Origin of the sequence: Bradyrhizobium cosmicum (assembly GCF_007290395.2) — a bacterium.
Lineage (GTDB): Bacteria > Pseudomonadota > Alphaproteobacteria > Rhizobiales > Xanthobacteraceae > Bradyrhizobium > Bradyrhizobium cosmicum.
Genome location: NZ_CP041656.2, coordinates 2555115 through 2575520, shown reverse-complemented (window position 1 = coordinate 2575520; position 20406 = coordinate 2555115). Strand labels below are relative to the sequence as shown.

The following is a 20406-nucleotide window of genomic DNA, read 5'->3' as shown; positions in this document are numbered from 1 at the left end:
GTTAACGGCGCCTTAATGCCGCCCTACAGGAACTTGACGAGCGAGAGCTGCGAGAGATTCGAGGTAACCTGGTAAGACGCCTGAAGCGCGTTCTGCAGCGCCAGGATCTCGCTGGCGACCTGGTCCGGCGAAGCCGACTCCGCCTGGTCGATGATGGACTGGAGCTGCGCCTTGGCCTGGGTCTGACGCGTGGAGGCGTCCTTCATCGTGCTCTGGGCCATCGCGATGTCGGTCTGGATGTCCTCGATGCGCTGCTCGCCGGGCTGCTTCGTTAGCGCCTGGGTCGTGCGCAGGCTCAGCGCCGCGACCTGGCCGCCGGCATATTGTCCGGTCGGCGAGGTCGAGAACGTCCCGAACACGGCGACCGCCTGCAATTGGCGACGGATCGCGTCCTCGTCGGCCTGCGCGCCATATTGCACCGTGATAGAATCGTCGACCCGCGCCACCGCGGTCGAGCGCGGCGAGCCGGGGCCGTCATTGCCGGTGTACCATTTCACGGTATTGGCCGAGCCGTTGACCAGCGTCGTCGCCGAGCTTGCCGGCGACGAGCCGACACGCAGCGGCGGCTGTGTGGCGGTGACCGGCGTCGAGCCGAAACCGAGCGAACCCAGCGCACCGGTATTCGAGGTCGTGATGCTCAGGCTTGCTGCATCGTCCGTGTTGATCGCGATAGAGCCGCCATGGATCGTCGACGGCTTCGAGGTGCCGGTGATCGCGTCGATCTTGCTCATCAGGGTCTGGATGCTGTCCCCGACATTGAGCTGGTTGCCGGTCGCGCCGGAATTGACGAAGGACAGCGTGGTCCCGTTGACGGTGATGGTGTCGCCGGCGACGAAGCCGGGCGAGATCGAGTCCGACGGGCTCGCGCCGGACAGTGCCGTCGCGCCCGTGATCGGCGCAGGCGTCGCCGCCTGGTTGTTGACGGACGCGCCGATCGCTGAGCTCGCGGTGTTGAAGAAATTGTCGCCCGCAGTGACGGCGGATGCCGCCACCAGCGAGGTGTTGGCGAGCTTCGTGATCGCGGTGTTCAGCGCCGTGTTGAGGTTAGTGGCGGTATTGTTAGGGTTGACCGGGACGCTCCCGTCGATCGCAAAGCTGCCGAGCGGCGTCGGCGTCGCCGACGATGCCGTCAGGTCGATCTGCTCGGTCGAGCCGTCCGGCAGCGTGAACTGGACGCTCAGCTTGTCGCCATTGCTCGGATTGATCCCGTTCAGATCGACCGAGAACGACACCGGCGAGCCGCTCGGGCCGGTCACGGTGGCTCCCGTCAGGGTCGAGGACACCGCCGCGATCTTGAGCCCGAACGGCGATCCGGCGACGTCCTCGGCCACCTGCACCGAGCTCGGCGTCGGCTGGGTCTGCACCAGCCGGCCCATGCCGTTGGCGCCGAGGTCGGCGGCCTGACGCTCCGCCATCACGGTCTTCAGGCCCGCCTGCGTCGTGGTGCCGTTGATGATGTCGCCGGCATTGGCGACCGACTGCGTGTTGAACGCCGTCCCGGAGAACAAATAGCGGTTGCCCGACTGCGTGTTGAGGACGCCGACCATCGAGCCGAATTGCGCCGCGGCGGTGTTCTGCGCGACGGTCTGTCCGTTGACGTTGAGATCCTGCGCGGAGGTGGCCGATCCGGTCTGCACCGTGTTGCGGATCGTCGTCAGCGACTGCAGTGCCGTGTTGGCGAGGTTGATGTTGACGTTGACGTTGGTGATCGTGTCGGTATAGGCGGCGATGTTGGCGAGTTGCGAGCGCCCGGCGATCGCAAAGCCCTCGTTGGTGCCCATGCCGGAATAGTTCTGCGACAGCTTGCCGGTCGAGAGCTGCGTCGACAGGTCGGTGAGCTGCTGGTTGATATTGCGGATCTGCGAGCCGAGAATCGACGAAGAGTAATTGATGCTGCTGATCGACATGGTTCAGGGCCCTGTACTGGTTACACTTGCGCCTGGAGCAACGTATTCATCATGCTCTGCACCACCGACATGACGTGGGCGTTGGCAGCATAGGCATTCTGGAGCTGGATCAGGTTCGACATCTCCGAGTCGAGGTTGACACTGGAGGTCGAGTTGAACTTCGCCTGGAGCGTCGAGACCACGACGCTCTGGCCCTGCTGGAGCTGGGTCGCCTGCGTCGCGGCATTGCCCTGAACGCTCAGAAACTGCTGTAGGTAGTTCGAGACGCTGCCGGTGAAGGGCTGGTTCGCCGAGCCGAGCCCGGTCTGCGGCGAATAGGAGAACACCGCATTGGTAAGCTGCGAATAGAGATAGTCCGAGCGCGTTGTGTCGCCCGTGGGCGTCACCGGCGAGGTGTTGTAGACCGACAGTCTGGTTGGATCGGTGACCAGCTGCGTGTTCACGGCGATGCGCCCGGCAAGGCCGGTCATCTGCGAGCCCGACGCCGTGATCGCGCCGGTGTAGAGCGCTTGCCCGCCATCGGTGAACAGCGGCAGTTGCGGATTGCCTGAGGTCAGCGACGAGATCGTCTTGGTCACCGAGGATGAATTGACCTTGGCAAGGCCGGTGCTGTCGTCGGTGATGCGCAGCGTCGTGGCCGTCGCCGGCGAAGGGGCGGCGGCGAATGTCAGATGCGCGCCTGACAGCGCGGTGTTGAGCGCGGAGGCGATCGCGCCCATGCCGCCGTTGAAGTTCACGCCAATCTGCATCGGGTTGGCGTTGGTGGCGTTCTGGAGCGGCAAGGCGGCCGGATCGGTCACGTTGACGAGCGTGATCTGGCGCTGGGTGTTGGTGGTCGTGTCGGTATAGCTGATGTTGACGGTGTTGCCCGGCTGCGCGCCGGCAAGATCGATGTCGAAACCGGCAGGCGGGCCGGAGACGGTGCTGCCGGCCGTGGTCTTGTCCGACAGCGCGCTCGACATCGTGGCGGCGAGCTGGTCGATCTGGTTCTGCGCCTGCACCAGCGTCTGGTCGCGCAGCTTCAGATCGGCCGCGATCTGCCCGGAGGACACCACGTTGTTGGCGACGACGTCGACCATCGAGCCGTTCGGAAGCTTGATGTTGAACGCGCCGACGCCGGACTTGGCCGGATCGATGTTGTATTGCGAGGTCGCCGTCAGGGCGCCGGCCGACGAGAACGAGAACTCCGAGGCGAGCCCCGCGCCGACGAGTTGGATGCCGGTGGTGGTGTAGATGTTGGCCTGGTTCGAACCGTCGGTGGTGACGCGGACGTCGACATATTTCGACAGCGTGTTGATGGCCTGGTCGCGCTGGTCCATCAGCGTCGCGGCGGACGGATCGTTTGACGAGAGGCCCTGGAGCTTGGTGTTGATGTCGGCGATCTGCTTCATCGCCAGGTTTGCCTGCTGCGCCGAATTGCCGAGGTCCTGCTCGACGTTGGAGCGCAGCGACTGGATGCCCTTGGTGGTGACGTTGAGCTGCTGCGCCAGCGTCTGCGCCGCGCCGACGGCAACCGTCTGCGCCGACGACGAGCCCGCGCTCGTCGACAGCGCCTGCAGCGCGGTGGTGAAATTGTTCAGCGCGGTTTCGAGCGTGCCGCTGTTGCCCGGCGTGCCATAGACATTCTGAAGCTGCTTCAGGATGCTGGCCATCTGGTCGGCATAGCCGCTGCCGCCGGTCTCGGTGCGCAGCTGGTTCAGCACATAAGTGTCGAGCTCCCGGCTGACGCCGGTCGTCATCACCGTCGAGCCGAAATCGCCGGTGGTGACCTCGATCTGGTTCGGCGTCTGGACGACGTAACCCGGCGTCTGCGAGTTGGCGACGTTCGATGAGACGATCGAGAGCGCGGCCTGGTTGGCACGCAGTCCGCTCATCGCACTGGCAAGGGCTGAACTCAAACCCATGTGTACTTACCCGCCTTTGGTTACGTCACGCGCCGGTCAGCGCAATACGTTGAGGAGGTCCTGCACCATCGAATTCGCCGTCGTGATCACCTTGGTGTTGGCCGAATAGGCCTGCTGGGTCACGATCAGCTTGGTGAACTCGTCGGCGATGTCGGTGTTCGAGCCTTCCAGCGACGAGCCGCTGATGCTGCCGGAGGCGCCGTCGATGGCGGTTCCCGACTGTTCGGTCGCGGCGTAAGCGCCGCCGTCCATCGCCTTCAGGTAGTTGGTGCCGTTGAAGTGCGACAGCGTCACCTGGGCGAGGTTGAGGTTCTGGCCGTTGGAGAACGTTCCGACCACGAGGCCGCTGTTGTTGACGGCGACCGAGCGGAGCTGACCGGCGGCGTAGCCGTTCTGCGTGATAGTGTTGATGGTCACCGCGCCGCTGGTGCTGGCATATTGCGTCAGCCCGCCCGTGGAGATGTTGAAGGCGACCGAGCCCAGCGATTGACCGCTGACGGAGACGTTGTTGATGGTGATGCCCGATCCGCTCGGCGAGGTCAGCGAGCCGTCGCTGCCAAAGGTGAAAGCCTGTCCGGTGTTGACCCAGCCGACCGTCGTGCCGGTCGCATCCGGATCGGTCTGGTAGAACATGTTCCAGGTGTCGGCATGCCCCGCACCCAGCGAGGCGCTATCGGTCTTGGCCCAGCGCAATTGCAGATTCACGGGCGTGCCGGCGGCGTTGTAGGCCGTGACCGCACCGCCGCTGATCGATTCCTTGGTGAAGGTCGAGATGTCGTTGCCGATCACGCCGCCGGTGCCGGCGGTGCCGCCGCCATTGCGGTTCTTGGTGATGGTCGAGGTGAAGCCGAGCGCGGCGAAGGCGGCGCTGTTGGAGCTGGACACCGACAGATTGGCTGCCGTGCCGGTGTTCAGCGTGATCACGCCGCCACTGCTGACCGACGATCCCGAGGCGCCGGCGAGAGCATCGATCTTGCCGAGCAGGGTCGTGACGTTATCGGTGATGTTGATCTGGTTCGGGCCAGACGCGCCCGAGGCCATGAAGGTCAGCGTCTGGCCGTCGACCGTGATGGTGTCACCGGCACCGAAGCCGGACGAAAGCACCTGGGCGCCGCCGGCCGTCGCGGAGCCGCTCAGCACCGTGGCGCCCGAGATCGCCGGCGAGGACAGGACGTTGCCGCCGCGCGTCACGCTGGTGATGCCAAGGGCCGTTGCTGCCGTGCCGCTGTTGACCGCCACGTCGGTGCCGGTGCCGCTCGATATCACGATGTTGCCGCTGGCGCTCAGCGACGCCGTGACGCCAGCGCCGCCGGCGGTCTGAATCGCGCCCAGGATGTCGGCAACCGTTGCCGTCGTGCCCGCGCCGAGACCGATCGTGGTGTTGCTGCCGGCCGTCGTGACCGTGGTGCCGGCATTGAAGGTGATCGTGTTGCCGTTGATCGTGAGCGTCTGGCCGCTCAGCGCGGTGAGGATGCTGGAGGCGAGATGCGTGCCCACGGAGTTGTCGAGGGACGTGGTGGTCGAGGCCACGGCCGAGGAGTTGTTCTGGAGTGCAGTCGTGCCCGTCGCCGTCGTCGATGAATAGGCAGAGCGGATATTGCCGGTGGCGGCTGCACCGGACGCCGTCGCGTTGGTGTAGGGCGCGGGCGGCGTGCCCACCGGCAACGGGTTGGCCGCGAAATCAGATGGGTTCAGGCCACCTTCCGCCAGCAGCGTGCCGCTCGCCGCCGTCGTGCTCGCCGAGGTGTTCGGCTGGGTCGGCAGGTTCGCCGCGTACTGGATCGAGGTGGTCGCCTGTGCCGGGATGAAGTTGTTCTGGAATTTCAGCACCGTCGACACGCTGCCGGTCGGGTTGCCGGTCTTGGAGTCGACCGCGACGCCCATCAGATAGTAGCCGGCGCCGTTGACCAGATTGCCGTTGGCATTGAGCTGGAAGTCGCCGCGACGGGTGTAGTAGGTGACGCCGCTGAACACCGGCACGTTGTCGACGGTGCCGGTCGCCTTCTGGATCGAGAAGAAGCCGTCGCCGGTGATCGCCATGTTGGTGGCGACGCTGGAGCCCGAGATGGTGCCTTGCGTTGTGATGGTGGCCTTGGCATTGGCCGTCACGCCACCTGCGACCTGCTTGCTCGGCGTGGAGGAGTCGGGGATGAGATCGACGAAGCTGGTGCCGATGCCCTTGTAACCGGTGGTGGATGAGTTCGCGATGTTGCCGGAAATGTTCTGAAGCGCGTAGGACTGCGCCTGCAGGCCACCCACCGAGGTGTTCATTGCATCGAAGATACCCATAACTTTGTCTCCAAATCCGATCTCGGCGGCCGGTCGACCAGGGCCGCAGTCGAAGGAGACAGTCGCAAGGGCTATGCCAATGCGGGTATTTTCATGAAATCAATGACTTAAACGGACGAGCCCCGGTCGAATGACCGGGTCACAATTGCCGGGGCGGCAACAATTGCCGGGCCCCAAATGCGTTTTCGAGCGAACTGACGACCGGTTCGCGTGACGAAAACGCGTCAAACAAGAAGCTACGTGGCGGAGGCTGCCGCAGGGTGGAAGACCAGCCCGAAACCGTCTATACAATAGCGCAAACCGGTCGGTTTCGGGCCGTCGTCGAAGACGTGGCCGAGATGGCCGCCGCAGCGACGGCAATGCACCTCGGTGCGAAGCATGCCGTAGGTGCGGTCCTCGGTCTTGCCGACATTGCCTTCGATCGGCTGGTAAAAGCTCGGCCAGCCGGTGCCGCTCTCGAACTTGGTGTCTGACGAAAACAGCGGCAGGTCGCAGCCGGCGCAGGCGAAGACGCCCTTGCGGTGTTCCTTCAGCAGCGGGCTGGAGCCCGGCCGTTCGGTGCCCTCCTTGCGGAGAATTTCATATTGCTGCGGCGTGAGCTGGGCGCGCCACTCGGCGTCCGTCTTCTCGATCTCGAATTTCTGCGCGGCCTTCTCGCCGGCCTCGGCAGGGGTTCCTCTCAGCCAGCGGAAGGCCGAAAGGCCGAACAGGCCGGCGACTGTCGTTAGCAGGATGCGGCGGTCAAACATCTCATTCTCCGTGCGCGGGGAGTCTCACGTCCTGAGATACGGGCTCTAACGGCCGACGTTACACTTCCGGGCGGAATTTTTCGCAGGATTATTGCGAGACGCCGCCGTCGTGCGAGGCGGGTTCCACCTCCGCGGCCGCAGGTTTCGGCGGCGGGGCCGGTCGCGGCCGGACGCCGGGAGGCGGACGGCGCGGACCGGTTCCGGCAGCCCGGTTGGCTTCGGCCAGCCGCGCCTCGCGCTCGCGGTCCTTGATCCTGGCACGCTCGCGGTAGCGGGCGAGCGAGCCCGCGGCGGCGGAACTCGCCCTGCCCCAGATCCCGACCAGCTGGCCCGCGACCCGCCCGGTCGCGCCCCCGGCCCAGACCAGCTCGAACGGCGAAAACAGCTTCCAGCGCTCGTCGCCCCACAGGATGCTGCGCGCGATCAGCTGTCCGGCCATCGCCGAGGTGTTCATGCCCTGCCGGCCGAACCCGCTCGCCACCCACAGGCCTTTGCGCAACTGGCCGATCTGCGGCATGCCGTGCACGGTCTGGCCGGTGGCGCCGCCGAACATATCGGTGATCTCGACAGGACCGAGCTCAGGGAAGATCGATCGGATCCGCCGCCTGACGCTGCCTGCAAAGCGCTGCGGCCGCGCCGCCCAGGTGGTCTCCGGGCTTTCCCACATCAGCCGGTCGCCCTCGACGATGCGGAAATGGTCGATGCCGTCGGAATCCATCACCGATCCCTTGAAGGCGATGATCTGGTGCAGACGCTCGCCGAGAGGCGCGGTGATGCCGGCATAGCGCCAGACCGGCAGCAGCGTCTCCGACAGGCGCCTCAGCGGCGCGCCGAGATGGATGTTGCCGGCCAGCACGATGTGCGTGGCGCGCAGTCGCGCCGAGGGCGTGACGATGCGCTTGCGGATGCCGGAATGATCGATGCTGACGACCGGCGTATCCTCGAAGATGCGGGCGCCTGCCCGCCGCGCCAGCGCCGCAAGGCCATGCACATATTTGCGGCCGTCGACCTGGAATGCCTGGGGATAGTAGACGCCGTGGAAGTAACGGTCGGTCTTGAGCGCCTCGCGGACCCGATCGACCTGCCAGCCTTCGACCTCGGTGTCGAAATCCTCGTGGAGCATCTGCAGCCGGCTGATCAGCCGGTCGCCGGCATCGACATTGGAGACCTCCAGCACCCCGTCGCTAGGCCCGATCCCCGGCATGTTCGCCTCGGTGGCGTTGGCCCGGACGAACTCGGCGCCCTCCTTCGACATCGCCCACAATTCGCGTGCGTCCTCGAAGCCGATGCGCTCGATCAGGTCGGTCAGCGGCAGCGCGAAGCCCGGCATCACGGTGCCGAGCTGGTTGCCGGAGGCGTTCCAGCCGATATGGCGGCCCTCCAGCACCGCGACGCTGGCCCCGAGCCGGGCCGCCTCCAGCGCGATCGAGAGCCCGGCGAGCCCAGCCCCGATGACGCAGATGTCGGCATCGAGATCGAACGACAGCCGCGCGCGGTCGCGAAAGCCGGCTTCTTCCTGGGCTACGCTTGTGAAAGTCTCGCTCATGTCGTTTTCTTAGAGCATGATCCGGAAAAGTGTGCAGCGGTTTTCCGAAAAGATCATGCTCCAAACGAAAAATTTAAGCGCGATGAGGATTTGTCCTAGTCTCGTCGCGCTTTAGAGGACCGTGCGGGCCGTTGTCACCTTGCCCTCAGCCGGCGCCTGTAGATGATCCATTTAACCTATCCTGGACTTGTAACGATTCGAGAATGCCATGCGCCGTTTGATGCTGCTGCGTCACGCCAAGACCGAGACCGACGCGCCGAGCGGTCGTGACCAGGATCGCCGCCTCGACGACCGCGGCCACAAGGACGCGGCCAGGATCGGCGACTGGATCGCCACCCATCCCCCCTTCCCCGATGCCGTGCTGGTGTCGCACGCCGTCCGTGCCAGGCAGACTTGGGACGCGGCCTGGGAGACGATGAAGGACCGCGTCGCGGCGCCGCAGGTCGAGGTCCTGCCGGAACTCTACGGCGCCGATCCCGCACAGATCCTTGAATCCATTCGCACCGCAACCGCCCCGGCCGACCCGAAGCAATTGCTTCTGATCGCCCACAATCCCGGCATGCACGAGGCCGCCTTGATGCTGATGGGCAGCGGCGATCCGGCTGGCGCCAAGGCGCTGGCCGACAACCTGCCCACCGCGGGGCTTGCGATCTTCGACTTTGACGTCAAGGATTGGAGCGACGTGGCCTACCGCCGCGGCAAGCTGGTGCTGTTCGTGAGCCCAAAGCTGCTTCGATAACGCGAGGCTGCTTCGATCGGGCTGATCGCGCGACGTGCCGGCGGGACGTCCTGACCGGAAGATTTGGAGGCGCAGATGTTCAAGTCCATTCTCGTGCCCATCGACCTCGCCGACACGGACCTCGCCAAGCCTGCGATCGCGACCGCGGCAACGCTGTCGCAGACCTGGAGCGGCGTGGTGCGCCTGCTCAACGTGCTGCCGATGACGCCGGTGATGCTGGCCGAATACGTACCTGCCGATTTCGACGAACAGCAGCGCCAGACCTCGGAAGAAGCCCTCGCCATCGTCGCGCGCGAATCCGGCATCGACCCTGCGCGCATCTCCAGCGTGGTGCGGCAGGGCGGCATCTATCACGAGATCCTCGAGGAAGCCGTGCACATGAAGGCCGATTTGATCGTGATGACCTCGCATCGGCCGGCGATGCGCACCTATTTCCTCGGCTCCAACGCCGGCCACGTCGTGCGCTACGCCAAATGTTCGGTGCTGGTGGTCAGGCACTAGCCAGAAACGAACTCCGCTCTCGTGCCCTGGACGCAGCGCAGCACCACCGGCGATGCGACGCATCGTTCGGTGTGACGCGCTGCAGAGCCGGGGCCCATGCATCGGCGAATACCGCGGCCTGTTGGGCCTAAGCTACAAGATATCGCGTTGCCCGGCGGGCAAAACACCCAAACCATCGGTCAATCCGCGCGCCCGAAATATTCGCCTTTACAGAATTTCGGAATAGGCGGATATTGCGCGCACTCCGGCCCAAGGAAGAGGGGCGTATCGCGATCGTCACGAACGCGGGCCGGACGGCGGTGGACGTGGGCCACACTGGTGCGACGGTGATCGCAGGGCGGGAAACCGTGAGCGAGGCACATCGCACGCACGACCGGTGTGATCTGCGTACGGCAAAATCGTGTGGTCCTGGCGCCCGCAGGCTGGCGTCAAGCGTTGCGGTGATGTGGCGGCCCGACCGGGCGCGCGCATCGTTAGCCGCAAGGCGACGGGGGCAAGAGTGCATCGCTCCCCGAGGAGAGTACGACATAAGCCGTCAAACCACTGCGCAGGGAAGGCCGGATGTTTTGGCTTCACCTGTATGCCGCTGTGCAGATTCTTGTTGCCACCTTTCGCACAGTGGACCGTGGGTGTCCGGCCGGCACCCGGTCTTCCCTGCGCCCTCTTTCATTTGAGGGTGATGCGACCAGCCAAAGCTCGGGCGAAACACGCCGCGAGAAGGCGAAGCTGTGTCTAACGCTTCAGCAAGCCGCAGGATGGGTAGCACTTGCCTATCACCGTCACCCCCGCGCAACGGCGTAGCCGTTGTCGCTGGAGGTGCTCGCCTCTTCGGCGAGCCTCGAAGGGCGACGGCCCGGCTGCATCTCGGCTGTTCATCCTTCGAGGCTCCCGGCGCGATGCTTGGCATCGCGCCACTCGCACCTCAGGATGACGGAATGGGCATCGTCGCTGCGGCGAGATTCTGGCTGCGCCCGCAATGCCGATGTGGAAACATTTTGCGTCACCACGCCCGGCCCCGCCGGGCGTCGCGACAGTCGCTTACAGATACCGCGTCAGCTCGGCCTTGAACTGGCCGTACACCGCGTCCTCGATCTGGCTGCGTGTGATCCCGATGTCGCGCAGGGCGCGGTCGTCGAGCTCGTTCAGCGTCTTGACCGCCGTGCGGTGCTCCAGACGATCGAACAGGGCATAGGCGGCGTTGACGAGCGTGCTGAAAAATCCGCTCGACGAGGCTGGGCGTAAACTCCGCCCGGCAGTTTGGGAAATCGTGGTCATGTTTCTTCTCCGGCCTGTGGTCTACGCGGCGAGGCGGATGCCGTTGGCGCAGACGCCTGAGCGCTTGCACCTCATTTGCCGTCGGATTGCTCTCGCTCTCCTCGGCTCAATCGCGGACCTTGATGGAACTTAAATGCTCCAGTACATTACTCGGAGCAAGTAAAACATTGCTCTCGGTGCAATAATGTCCAAGTTCGAGTACGTGAAGCTTGCCGATGCTATTGCCTCGGATATTTCTAACGGCACGTTAAGGCCGGGCGACCGGCTGCCGCCGCAGCGCAATTTTGCCTATGACCGTGGCATTGCGGTCTCGACCGCGAGCCGTGTTTATACGGAGTTGCTCCGCCGCGGCCTCGTCGTCGGCGAGGTCGGCCGCGGCACCTTCATCTCCGGCGACATCAGGCGCGAGGTCGAGGCGCTGAGCGAGCCGCGCGACGCGCGGATCGACTTCGAGGTCAATTACCCGCTGCTGCCGCAACAATGGGCGATGATCGCCAAGAGCCTGGCCGGGCTCGAGCGCGTCGACGCACTCGAATCCGCGCTGCGCGTCTCGACCAGCACCGGCACCAAGAGCGCGCGCAATGCGGCCGCCGCCTATCTCGCGCGCAAGGATTTTGCGCCGCAGGCCGAGCAGATCGTCTTCACCGCCAACGGCAAGCAATCGCTCGCGGCCGCGCTCGCGGCACTCGTCCCCACCGGCGGCCGCTGCGGCGTCGAGGCGCTGACCTACCCCTACGTCAAGAGCATCGCGGCGCGACTAGGCGTAACGCTCGTTCCGATTCCGATGGACGAATTCGGCGCGCGCCCCGATGCGATTCAGAAGGCGCATCGCGAAGCGCATCTGTCGGCGCTGTATCTGCAACCGATCATCCAGAACCCGCTCGGCGTCACCATGAACGCGACGCGGCGCGCCGACATCATGCGCGTTGCCGAGAAGCTCAATCTCACCATCATCGAGGACGCCGTCTATGGCTTCCTCGCCGACGACACGCCGTTGGCCGCGCTCGGGCCCGACCGCTGCATCGTGATCGACAGCCTGTCCAAGAAGGTCGCGCCCGGACTTGCGCTCGGCATCATGGTCGCGCCGCCGCACCTGCGCGAGAGCGTGATGGGCGCCGTCCGCACCGGCGGCTGGATCGCCTCGGGCCACGCGCTCGCCTCCGGGCAGCGGCTGATGGCTGACGGCACCGTCGCCGAGCTGACGCGGCTGAAGCGGATCGACGCCACGCGCCGCCAGCACACCGCGGCACGGCTGCTCGCCGGCTACCAGCTCGCGGCCGATCCGCGCTCCTATCATCTGTGGCTGACGCTGCCGCCGCACTGGCGCTCGCAGACCTTCGTCGCCGCGGCCGCCCGGCGCGGCATTGCACTGACGCCGTCCTCGACCTTCGCCATCGCGCATGGACACGCGCCGAACGCAGTGCGGCTCGCGCTCGCCCCGCCCTCGCCCGAGCAACTCGATTCCGGCCTGCGCACGCTCGTCTCGCTGCTCGGCACCAAGGAAGAGGATTTCGACTCGACGGAGTAGCGCTAAGGCAGCAAAGCCTTCGGCACGCGATCGAAGCTGTAGCTTTGCGGCTGGTTGCGCCGGACGAAGCCGCCGACCTGCCAGGTGAACAGCGCGGCAAAACCGAGGATGAACAGCGCGCCGGCGAACTCGCCGATCATGAGCGCGCGGATCAGCAGGCCCGTCATCGCCACCGCCAGCACAGCCAGGAACGCCAGCACCGCGGCGTAGGTGGTGCGGCCGAGGCCTGCCGTGAGTGTCGCACGGCTGCCGGCCTTCGCCATCCGCGCGTGCAGGGCGACGATGAAATCGCGAAATCCATTGTCCTGCGGCGCCACCAGCGCCGGGCTCTGCCAGCTCGTCGACAGGATCCTGATGCGGCCGCCACCGGCATGGCTGACATCGGCGCGAAAGCGGTGCTGCTGCATCGACACCGGGCGGAACGACAACCGGATCGCGCTGATCTCGTCATAGCGCCACAGGCCGGAGCGGCCGGAGATGTGCCAGGACAGCCCCTCGTCCGTCAGCTCGAAGCGATGCGCCGAGCCGATCAGCGACGCCTTGTAGGCGTAGCTCTCACCCGAAGGCACCTCAGCTTCCGAAACCTGCATCTCGACGATCAATCCCCTGCGCGCAATCCCGTACCGCAATCCCGTCCGCGATCCGCTTGCACGATCGCCCTCGCCCATCCTACAAGCAGGACATGGCTGAGACGACCTTTTTTCCGCGACGCCTGATTCTCGGCGCCGCCGTGATCTCCGGCGTGCTGCTCGCGCTCGCGGTGCACATGCTGGGCGCGCGCTACGGCCTCGACCTCGGCGGCCTCTGGCACTCCGACACGCATGAGTTCATTCCCGCGGGCGCGGCGATCGCCTGGTGGCTGATCGCCACGGTCGGTTTTTCCGGCGGCTATTTCACCGCGACGTTGATGCAGAGCGCCGCCGACGGCCAGATCCCGCAGCGCATGCGGCAGTTTCTGATCGCGGTCGGCGTGCTCCTGCTCGCGGGTGCGGGCCAAGTGGCCTCGGCGCCAAGCCCGATCCCGACCGTCTCCGGCGTGCTCGCCGGGCTGGCCGCGCTCTGCCTTGGCGCGGTGATGGCGTTCTGCGGCGCGCATTTCGCACTGCGCCGCGGCTGAACGCGAAAACGCCGCGCGAAGAACCGCGCGGCGTTTCAGGCAGCAGCTTCGCGTTAGCTGGCGGCGCGCAGATTCACCTTGCTCTCGGCGAGCGTGGTGAGTTTCTTGTCAGTCGCCTTCTCCTCCTCGAGCGTCTTGGCGAGCACGGCCGCGCAATCGGTGCGGCCAAGCTGCTTGGCCCAGGCGATCAGGCTGCCGTAACGGACGATCTCGTAATGCTCCGCTGCCTGCGCCGCGTTGATCAGCGCCGCGTCGAGCACCGCCTTGTCGGCGACTTCGCCGGCGGTCTCCTCGGCTTCCTCGATGATGCCGTCGATCGCCGGGCAGTCCACCGCCTTCACTTGCGTCCCGTGCATCTTGAACACTTCCTCGAGGCGCTTGACGTGCTGCTTGGTTTCCTCGAGGTGCGTCAAAAAGCCCTGCTTCAGCTGCGGATCGGTGGCCTTGTCCGCCATTTTCGGCAGCGCCTTGGTGAGCTGCTGTTCGGCGTAGTAGATGTCCTGCAACTGGTGCACGAACAAATCGTCCATGGTCTTGATGTCCTTGGTGAACAGTCCCATCGTTCCGATCCTTTCGGGTTTCGGGAACACGACGGCACCGGCTCACAAGAAAACCCGCCTATTCCGCCATGTTCGATTGCTGATGAGGCGCTAACCAGCGCACGGCACCGACGTTCCTAAAAGTCCGCAAGCTCTTGCGCTGGAACAATGCCGGTGATGATCGGATTTGCGATCATGGCAACTGACGGACGCACGGTGTGCCAGCATTCTCGCGACTCATATGCTTAACGCGCCGGATGTGAACCACATATGACAAAAGCGGTCGCCGAACGTAGAACCTATCCTTGTCAAGGGCTGCACAAGTCGCTGTTTTTGCCTTAAATGAGCTACATCATGCCTAGCGATCGACGCCCAGTTCGGGCACTGATCGTACCCGACCGGCCAATGTCTGGCCCGGTCGGTCTTGCCCCCCGCCGGGAGGATGAATGCACGGACTGCTGCCCGCGCTGAAACGCGGCTTCAAGAGATGGATTGGCTGGCGACGGCTCGGCATTGCCGCGAGCGTCTTCATCATCGCCTTCGCGGTCACCACGCTGGTGCGGACCCTCAAGGGGATCGATACCGGCGTCATCCTGACCGCGCTGACCGAAATCCCCCGCGCCAATATCGGGCTGGCGGCGCTCTGCGTCGTCTTCGCGTTTTGTACGCTGACCTTCTACGACTTTTTTGCACTGCGAACGATCGGCAAGAAGCACGTGCCCTATCGCATCGCAGCACTTTCCAGCTTCACGTCCTATTCGATCGGCCACAACATCGGCGCCACCGTGTTTACCGGCGGCGCGATCCGTTTCCGGATCTATTCGGATTACGGGCTGAACGCGATCGACGTTGCCAAGATCTGCTTCCTGTCCGGCCTGACCTTCTGGCTCGGTAACATCTTCGTGCTCTCGATCGGCATGGTCATTCATCCGGATGCGGCCACCTACATGGATCAGCTGCCGCCGTCGATCAACCGGCTGATCGGGTTCGGGGGCCTGGCCTCGATCGGCGCCTATCTAGCCTGGCTGTGCATGGGCGAGAAGCGCCGCGAGCTCGGCCAGAAGGGCTGGAAGGTGGTGCTGCCGTCGGCGCCGCTGACGCTGGTGCAGATCCTGATCGGCGTGGTCGATCTCGGCTTCTGCGCGCTGGCGATGTACCTGCTTGTGCCGGCCAATCCGCACATCGATTTCCTGTCGCTCTCCGTCGTCTTCATCCTGGCGACGCTGCTCGGCTTTGCCAGCCACGCCCCGGGCTCGCTCGGCGTGTTCGACGCCGCCATGCTGGTGGCGCTGCCCGAATTCGGCCGCGAGCAGTTGCTGGCGACCTTGCTGGTGTTCCGCATCCTCTATTTCGTGATCCCATTCGGTCTGGCCATCTCCATCATGGGCACGCGCGAGCTCTGGATGAACGTGGTCGAGCCCTGGCAGGAGCGACGGCGGCTGGCGGAGGCCTGCGCCCAGGCAAACCTGCCCAAGCAGGTGGCAGCGATGGAGCGCGAGCGGTCGCTGCGGCAGGCCAGCAAGCGTTAAGAGGCTGGACGGTCCAAACAAGGGTTGCAGGCGGCGGAGCAATCCTCTCTTATTTCCGCCTCAACTTTGCCGTTGAACACGCGGGCCATGATCCCTTTATCCTTTCGTACCCTCTCCGCAGGCGCTCTGCTGCTTGTCGGAATTCTGACGTCTTTGCCGCTCCAGCAAGCCGCCGCGCAGGACGCCGGCGCCATGCAGATCAATTGGGAGGTGCGCAACCGCTTTCGCCTCTTTCGCGAAGAGCGCGACTTCCTACTCCATGTCGAGAACGCGCGTAACCGCAGCATTCTTGCCGCCGAGCAGTCGCTGGAGCTGCAGAGCGAGGGCCGCGGCTGGGCCCGCAACATGGTCAACCGGCTCTGCATCGACCTGCAGGGCCGCGTCAACCAGCCCTGCACCCGCGACAACGTCAAAGAGAACTACATCACCCCGATCGACCATCCCGTCACGGTGCGGCTGACCGGCGCGGTGCCGGTCGGCGCCACCTGCGCCTGGTCGTTCGACGATGGCGACGGGCCACAACAATCGACCTTCGACTGCGCCGAGCCGATCAATCTGCGGGTCCGCTACGGCAAGCAGACGGTCGCGAGCGTGGACGTCTCCTCCGGCTCCGATCCGACCCAACGCGTCCAGACCGAGATCCAGGTTCGCGACATCTTCGTTGCCGGACTCGGGGACAGCATCGCCTCGGGCGAAGGCAATCCGGACCGGCCGCTGGCGCTGTCCGACGAAGGCTTCTGCTTCCGCTCCTATCTCGGCACCGCCGGTGCGCAGTACTACCGGCCGAGCCGCGCCGGCTACAAGGGCGGCCGCGCCTGCGAGGCGCCGGATACGCTCGCCAACTGGCAGCGCTACGGCGCGCTCTGGTTCAACTCGCCCTGCCACCGTTCGCTCTACAGCTACCAGGCCCGCACGGCGCTCGCGCTCGCGGTCCGCTACACCCACATCGCGGTGACCTTCCTGCCGCTCGCCTGCACCGGCGCCAGCATCAGCGATGGTCTGCTCGGATCGCAGCGTGCCCGCGAATGCCCGCCCGGCAAAACCGGCGTCTGCAACACCAGTGTGAACGCGCAGGTCGCCGAGCTGCGCGAAGCGCTCACCGCCGCGAAGAAGCGCCAGCCCGACCGCAACCTCGACCTCGTGCTGCTTTCGGTCGGCGCCAACGATGTCTATTTCTCCGGCCTCGTTGCCGACGTCATCGTCGAGACCGCGACCGAACGCGCTATTTTCCGCCGCTCCGGCGTGATGGCGAGCGTCGACGATTCCCGCGATGCGCTCGCGCGCGAACTGCCGCAGAATTTCGTCAAGCTGCGCGAGGCGTTGAAGCCGCTGGTCGGCGGCGACCTCTCGCGCGTGGTCTATGTCTCCTACGCAAACCCGGCGCTCGCCGACGGCGGCGTGCCGTGCCGCGGCGGCCGCGCCGGCTTCGACATCCATCCGTCCTTCAACGCCGACCCGCAGCGTATCGCTCGCGTCTCGACTTTCGTCGACACCGAGTTCCTGCCGCAGCTCAAGGGCCTCGCCACCTGCACGCGCGGCGCGCTGTGCCGCGATCCCGAAGCCGACCGCATGACCTTCGTCGATTCGCATCAGGCCGCGTTCGCCGATCACGGCTTCTGCGCCCATGCCGGCAACGATCCCGAATTCGACCGCACGTGCTTCGCCGAGAACGGCCAGAGCTTCAATCCGGATATCGTCAGCGCGGCGAGCCAGCCGATGCTGTGCGGTCGCGGCGCCTCCGAATATCGCGCCTACCTGCCCCGCGCCCGCTGGATCCGCGACGCCAATGACAGCTATTTCGCCGCGATGACCTATCCCCAGGGCCTGCCGGCCGCGAGCCAGCCGACCGACATCCACGACGCGACCTGGGGCGTGCTGTCAGCGGTCTATGGCGGCGCCGTGCATCCGAGCGCCGAGGGCCACGCCGCAATGGCGGATGCCACACTGCCGGCCGCGAGCGCGGTGCTCGGGCTCGACGCTGTGCCACCGGGCGTAACGCGCGGCCTGCTCTCGCCGCTGCTGCCGGGCGCGCAGCAGTAGCTGCGAACACCGTTGCTCCACGGAACGGCCGGGAGGTCAGCCGGAGATGAAATCGTGGTCGACGCCCCGGCTGCGCCAGTATCGCATCTGCAGGCGCGGCGCGATTTCCCAAGCGATCGTGACTGAGGCAATTGCACTCACGACGATCATGACCGGGATGTAAAACGAGGCATCATCACGAAGGGGACTGAGCAGGATCCCCAGCATGCCAGCACCAAACAGCACAGCCTGCGCCATCATGAACACCATGGTCGAAATTTGAAAACGAGCGGACATCTCAATCACCGTGCTGTTTCGACGTCAGGTAAATCCGGCGGGCAAAGAGATGTTCCGAGGCGCGGCAGAGCTGACCGCCGTCGCCATCCAGCGGCCGCTCCATCAATCCAAAAACGGCATCAATCGATACTCCCTTCAACTTTGACACCTTGCCGCGCGCGCCTCTAGGAGTCGTCGTGAGACATTCGAGTTCCAAGGAGGCCTGATGAGCGCAGTAGTGTCCGCAGCGGACGCGGCGACCGGCTCCTTCAACGGCACGCTCGTCTTTGTCGGCGCCAACGCGCTGGTGGCCGATTTCGCCTCTCTCGTGGTGGTCGGCAGGATCCAGCGGGTGGTGCTCAAACGTTCCTCCTGAGCGCTCCAAGTGATCGGAGCGGGACAGGCAACTCAACGGCGGCTCAAAAGCCGCCGTCTTTGTTTCGGGGATGATCGATGCTAGAAGTTCCGACGAAGCGCCTTATCCATCTAAGACATGCATCGATGTTCGACCTCAACCAGCTCCGCTGTTTCGTCACTGTGGCCGAAGAACTGCATTTCGGCCGCGCCGCTGCGCGGCTGAACATGACCCAGCCGCCGCTGTCGCGGCAGATCCAGGTGCTCGAGCACATCATCGATGCGCCGCTGCTGGAGCGGACCAGCCGCTCGGTGCGGCTGACGCCGGCCGGGCGCAGCTTCCTGCCGGAAGCACGCCGGATCCTGAAGCTTGCGGAGAGCGCTTCGCAGGTCGCCCGCCGCATCGCGCTCGGCAAGACCGGCTCGTTGAAGATCGGCTTTACGGCCGCCGCCGCCTACGGCTTCCTCCCCGAGTTGGTGGCGGCTTGCCGCGCCAAGCTGCCGGAGGTGGATTTTTCGCTGAAGGAGATGGTCTCGGGCGACCAGTTCGAGGCGCTCAGTTCCGGCCAGATCGACGCCGGCCTGCTTCGCCCGCCGATCGCGCGCCCCGAAGTGGCGAGCCGCCGCGTCGTCGCCGAACCCCTGCTCGCCGCGATCCCGAAGAAGCATCCACTGGCGAACGCCGAAAGCATCACCATCAAGGACTTCGACGACCAGCCCTTCGTGATGTATTCGCCCTATGAGAGCCGCTACTTCCACGATCTCCTGGTCGCGCTGTTCACCCGCGCCGACGTGTTGCCGCGCTACGTCCAGCATCTCAGCCAGATCCACTCGATCCTCGCCATGGTCCGCGCCGGCCTCGGCCTTGCCATCGTGCCGGCCGCGGCTGCCGGGCTGAAGATCTCCGACGTCCGCCTGCGTCCCCTGAAGCTGCGCACGCGCCTTCCGGTGGAGTTGTTCATGGTCTGGCGCCGCGACGACGAAAATCCGCTTCTGTCGGCACTGGTCAAAATCGCCGGTGAATTGTCCTGCGCGGACCCGATGGAAGATTGATGCTGATTTCGCATTGGTCGATATAGGCTTTGGCTTGGACGCGCATCGAACGGTCTCCTAAACCACGGCGCATGGACGCGCAGGCTTGCGTCCTCCACAACACTGGACAAGGGAGCCGCGCCCATGAGCAAGATGACCCCGCAGGAAATGGCCCAGAAGATCGGATCGGGCCTCCTGTCCTTCCCCGTCACACCATTCAAAGCGGACTATTCCTTCGACGAGGCGACCTACCGCGCCAACATGGACTGGCTGTGCGGCTATGATGTTGCAGGTCTGTTCGCCGCCGGCGGCACCGGTGAGTTCTTCTCGCTGACGGCGAGCGAAGTGCCGGAGATCGTCAAGATCGCCGTGGACGAGACCAAAGGCCGCGTGCCCGTGCTCGCCGGCACCGGCTACGGTACCGCCACCGCCCGCGAGATCGCTATTGGCGCAGAGAAGGCCGGCGCCGACGGCCTGTTGCTGCTGCCGCCCTATCTCACCCATTCGGAGCAGGACGGTCTTGCCGCCCATGTCGAGGCAGTCTGCGCCTCCGTGAAGATCGGCGTCATCGTCTACAACCGCGACAACGCCATCCTCCAGCCCGACACGCTCGCCCGGCTCGCCGAGCGCTGTCCGAACCTCGTCGGCTACAAGGACGGCATCGGCGACATCGAGCTGATGACCCGCGTCTACACCAAGCTCGGCGACCGCCTGACCTATATCGGCGGCCTGCCGACCGCGGAGACCTTCGCGCTGCCCTATCTCGACATGGGCGTGACGACCTACTCCTCGGCCGTGTTCAACTTCGTTCCGGAATTCGCCACCAACTTCTACGCCGCGGTGCGCAAGCGCGACCATGCGACCATCCACGCCGGGCTGAAGGACTTCATCCTGCCGCTGATCGCGATCCGCAACCGCAAGAAGGGTTATACGGTTTCGATCATCAAGGCCGGCATGAAGGTGATCGGCCGCGATTCCGGTCCGGTCCGCCCTCCGCTGACCGATCTCACCGAGCAGGAGATCGCGGAGCTGGCTGCGCTGGTGAAGAATCTGCCCGCCATTCGATCGTCACAACAGGCTGCAGAATAACAGACGACAACAG

At 65.2% G+C, this 20406-nt stretch carries 19 protein-coding genes; 9 read left to right on the top strand and 10 right to left on the bottom strand.

Going from position 1 to position 20406, the window contains the following annotated elements:
• Window positions 1-23: 23 nt before the first annotated feature.
• From FNV92_RS12080 to FNV92_RS12060, 5 genes are all read right to left on the bottom strand, one after another.
• The gene (locus FNV92_RS12080) at window positions 24-1907 is read right to left on the bottom strand and encodes a flagellar protein (protein ID WP_143840797.1); all 1884 of its coding nucleotides are present in this window, start codon (window positions 1905-1907) and stop codon (window positions 24-26) included.
• A 20-nt stretch (window positions 1908-1927) separates the two neighbouring features.
• Window positions 1928-3811 (bottom strand): flagellar hook-associated protein FlgK, encoded by a 1884-nt coding sequence (gene flgK / locus FNV92_RS12075; protein ID WP_143840798.1) that lies wholly within the window; start codon window positions 3809-3811, stop codon window positions 1928-1930.
• Between the two features lie 36 nt (window positions 3812-3847).
• The gene (locus FNV92_RS12070; protein WP_143840799.1) at window positions 3848-6100 is read right to left on the bottom strand and encodes a flagellar hook-basal body complex protein; all 2253 of its coding nucleotides are present in this window, start codon (window positions 6098-6100) and stop codon (window positions 3848-3850) included.
• 236 nt (window positions 6101-6336) lie between these two features.
• A complete protein-coding gene (msrB, locus tag FNV92_RS12065; RefSeq protein ID WP_143840800.1) occupies window positions 6337-6849 on the bottom strand; it encodes a peptide-methionine (R)-S-oxide reductase MsrB in 513 nt (170 codons plus the stop codon).
• 88 nt (window positions 6850-6937) lie between these two features.
• A complete protein-coding gene (locus FNV92_RS12060) occupies window positions 6938-8395 on the bottom strand; it encodes an NAD(P)/FAD-dependent oxidoreductase (RefSeq protein WP_143840801.1) in 1458 nt (485 codons plus the stop codon).
• Between the two features lie 208 nt (window positions 8396-8603).
• Between FNV92_RS12060 and FNV92_RS12055 the strand changes: the two genes are divergently transcribed.
• On the top strand, window positions 8604-9134 hold the full coding sequence (locus FNV92_RS12055; protein WP_143840802.1) for a SixA phosphatase family protein: 531 nt from the start codon (window positions 8604-8606) through the stop codon (window positions 9132-9134).
• A 75-nt stretch (window positions 9135-9209) separates the two neighbouring features.
• Window positions 9210-9635 (top strand): universal stress protein, encoded by a 426-nt coding sequence (locus FNV92_RS12050; protein ID WP_015684929.1) that lies wholly within the window; start codon window positions 9210-9212, stop codon window positions 9633-9635.
• Between the two features lie 1038 nt (window positions 9636-10673).
• Here FNV92_RS12050 and FNV92_RS12045 read toward each other — a convergent pair.
• On the bottom strand, window positions 10674-10910 hold the full coding sequence (locus FNV92_RS12045; RefSeq protein WP_143840803.1) for a DUF1127 domain-containing protein: 237 nt from the start codon (window positions 10908-10910) through the stop codon (window positions 10674-10676).
• Window positions 10911-11094: 184 nt separating this feature from the next.
• On the opposite strand from FNV92_RS12045, the gene FNV92_RS12040 reads away from it, so the two are divergent.
• Window positions 11095-12438, top strand: coding sequence for an aminotransferase-like domain-containing protein (locus tag FNV92_RS12040; RefSeq protein WP_143840804.1), 1344 nt, complete (start codon window positions 11095-11097; stop codon window positions 12436-12438).
• Between the two features lie 2 nt (window positions 12439-12440).
• Here the strand turns inward: FNV92_RS12040 and FNV92_RS12035 are convergent, their stop codons facing one another.
• On the bottom strand, window positions 12441-13028 hold the full coding sequence (locus FNV92_RS12035; RefSeq protein ID WP_015684925.1) for a hypothetical protein: 588 nt from the start codon (window positions 13026-13028) through the stop codon (window positions 12441-12443).
• Between the two features lie 92 nt (window positions 13029-13120).
• Between FNV92_RS12035 and FNV92_RS12030 the strand changes: the two genes are divergently transcribed.
• Window positions 13121-13555 carry a hypothetical protein gene (locus FNV92_RS12030; RefSeq protein WP_015684924.1) on the top strand — a complete coding sequence of 145 codons (435 nt, stop codon included), beginning with the start codon at window positions 13121-13123 and terminating at the stop codon, window positions 13553-13555.
• A 53-nt stretch (window positions 13556-13608) separates the two neighbouring features.
• Here the strand turns inward: FNV92_RS12030 and FNV92_RS12025 are convergent, their stop codons facing one another.
• On the bottom strand, window positions 13609-14115 hold the full coding sequence (locus FNV92_RS12025; protein ID WP_015684923.1) for a YciE/YciF ferroxidase family protein: 507 nt from the start codon (window positions 14113-14115) through the stop codon (window positions 13609-13611).
• A gap of 425 nt (window positions 14116-14540) precedes the next feature.
• On the opposite strand from FNV92_RS12025, the gene FNV92_RS12020 reads away from it, so the two are divergent.
• Both FNV92_RS12020 and FNV92_RS12015 read left to right on the top strand, forming a co-directional pair.
• Window positions 14541-15623, top strand: coding sequence for a lysylphosphatidylglycerol synthase transmembrane domain-containing protein (locus FNV92_RS12020; RefSeq protein WP_143840805.1), 1083 nt, complete (start codon window positions 14541-14543; stop codon window positions 15621-15623).
• An 87-nt stretch (window positions 15624-15710) separates the two neighbouring features.
• Entirely contained in the window at window positions 15711-17663 is a 1953-nt protein-coding gene (locus FNV92_RS12015) for an SGNH/GDSL hydrolase family protein (protein ID WP_143840806.1), read from the top strand.
• 36 nt (window positions 17664-17699) lie between these two features.
• Here FNV92_RS12015 and FNV92_RS12010 read toward each other — a convergent pair whose 3' ends face one another.
• Window positions 17700-17939 (bottom strand): hypothetical protein, encoded by a 240-nt coding sequence (locus FNV92_RS12010; RefSeq protein ID WP_143840807.1) that lies wholly within the window; start codon window positions 17937-17939, stop codon window positions 17700-17702.
• Window position 17940: 1 nt separating this feature from the next.
• Entirely contained in the window at window positions 17941-18078 is a 138-nt protein-coding gene (locus tag FNV92_RS12005) for a hypothetical protein (RefSeq protein WP_168213247.1), read from the bottom strand.
• 66 nt (window positions 18079-18144) lie between these two features.
• Here FNV92_RS12005 and FNV92_RS12000 point away from each other — a divergent pair, with 66 nt between their 5' ends.
• The 3 genes from FNV92_RS12000 (at window position 18145) to kdgD (ending at window position 20393) form a co-directional block, all read left to right on the top strand.
• The gene (locus FNV92_RS12000; protein WP_168213216.1) at window positions 18145-18294 is read left to right on the top strand and encodes a hypothetical protein; all 150 of its coding nucleotides are present in this window, start codon (window positions 18145-18147) and stop codon (window positions 18292-18294) included.
• A 125-nt stretch (window positions 18295-18419) separates the two neighbouring features.
• Complete coding sequence (locus FNV92_RS11995) at window positions 18420-19325, top strand: LysR family transcriptional regulator (RefSeq protein WP_143840808.1); 906 nt, start codon at window positions 18420-18422, stop codon at window positions 19323-19325.
• Between the two features lie 123 nt (window positions 19326-19448).
• Window positions 19449-20393 (top strand): 5-dehydro-4-deoxyglucarate dehydratase, encoded by a 945-nt coding sequence (gene kdgD, locus FNV92_RS11990; RefSeq protein WP_143840809.1) that lies wholly within the window; start codon window positions 19449-19451, stop codon window positions 20391-20393.
• Window positions 20394-20406 lie beyond the last annotated feature (13 nt).

Excerpts from the sequence above, each read along its gene's own strand:
- FNV92_RS12070 (WP_143840799.1), bottom strand. The coding sequence starts at position 6,100 with ATGGGTATCTTCGATGCAATGAACACCTCGGTGGGTGGCCTGCAGGCG.
- FNV92_RS12030 (WP_015684924.1), top strand. The coding sequence starts at position 13,121 with ATGGCTGAGACGACCTTTTTTCCGCGACGCCTGATTCTCGGCGCCGCC.
- FNV92_RS12010 (WP_143840807.1), bottom strand. The coding sequence starts at position 17,939 with ATGTCCGCTCGTTTTCAAATTTCGACCATGGTGTTCATGATGGCGCAG.
- FNV92_RS12080 (WP_143840797.1), bottom strand. The coding sequence starts at position 1,907 with ATGTCGATCAGCAGCATCAATTACTCTTCGTCGATTCTCGGCTCGCAG.
- FNV92_RS12050 (WP_015684929.1), top strand. The coding sequence starts at position 9,210 with ATGTTCAAGTCCATTCTCGTGCCCATCGACCTCGCCGACACGGACCTC.
- FNV92_RS12040 (WP_143840804.1), top strand. The coding sequence starts at position 11,095 with ATGTCCAAGTTCGAGTACGTGAAGCTTGCCGATGCTATTGCCTCGGAT.
- FNV92_RS12035 (WP_015684925.1), bottom strand. The coding sequence starts at position 13,028 with ATGCAGGTTTCGGAAGCTGAGGTGCCTTCGGGTGAGAGCTACGCCTAC.
- kdgD (WP_143840809.1), top strand. The coding sequence starts at position 19,449 with ATGAGCAAGATGACCCCGCAGGAAATGGCCCAGAAGATCGGATCGGGC.
- FNV92_RS12025 (WP_015684923.1), bottom strand. The coding sequence starts at position 14,115 with ATGGGACTGTTCACCAAGGACATCAAGACCATGGACGATTTGTTCGTG.
- flgK (WP_143840798.1), bottom strand. The coding sequence starts at position 3,811 with ATGGGTTTGAGTTCAGCCCTTGCCAGTGCGATGAGCGGACTGCGTGCC.
- FNV92_RS11995 (WP_143840808.1), top strand. The coding sequence starts at position 18,420 with ATGTTCGACCTCAACCAGCTCCGCTGTTTCGTCACTGTGGCCGAAGAA.
- FNV92_RS12000 (WP_168213216.1), top strand. The coding sequence starts at position 18,145 with ATGAGCGCAGTAGTGTCCGCAGCGGACGCGGCGACCGGCTCCTTCAAC.
- FNV92_RS12055 (WP_143840802.1), top strand. The coding sequence starts at position 8,604 with ATGCGCCGTTTGATGCTGCTGCGTCACGCCAAGACCGAGACCGACGCG.
- FNV92_RS12020 (WP_143840805.1), top strand. The coding sequence starts at position 14,541 with ATGCACGGACTGCTGCCCGCGCTGAAACGCGGCTTCAAGAGATGGATT.
- FNV92_RS12045 (WP_143840803.1), bottom strand. The coding sequence starts at position 10,910 with ATGACCACGATTTCCCAAACTGCCGGGCGGAGTTTACGCCCAGCCTCG.
- FNV92_RS12060 (WP_143840801.1), bottom strand. The coding sequence starts at position 8,395 with ATGAGCGAGACTTTCACAAGCGTAGCCCAGGAAGAAGCCGGCTTTCGC.
- FNV92_RS12015 (WP_143840806.1), top strand. The coding sequence starts at position 15,711 with ATGATCCCTTTATCCTTTCGTACCCTCTCCGCAGGCGCTCTGCTGCTT.
- msrB (WP_143840800.1), bottom strand. The coding sequence starts at position 6,849 with ATGTTTGACCGCCGCATCCTGCTAACGACAGTCGCCGGCCTGTTCGGC.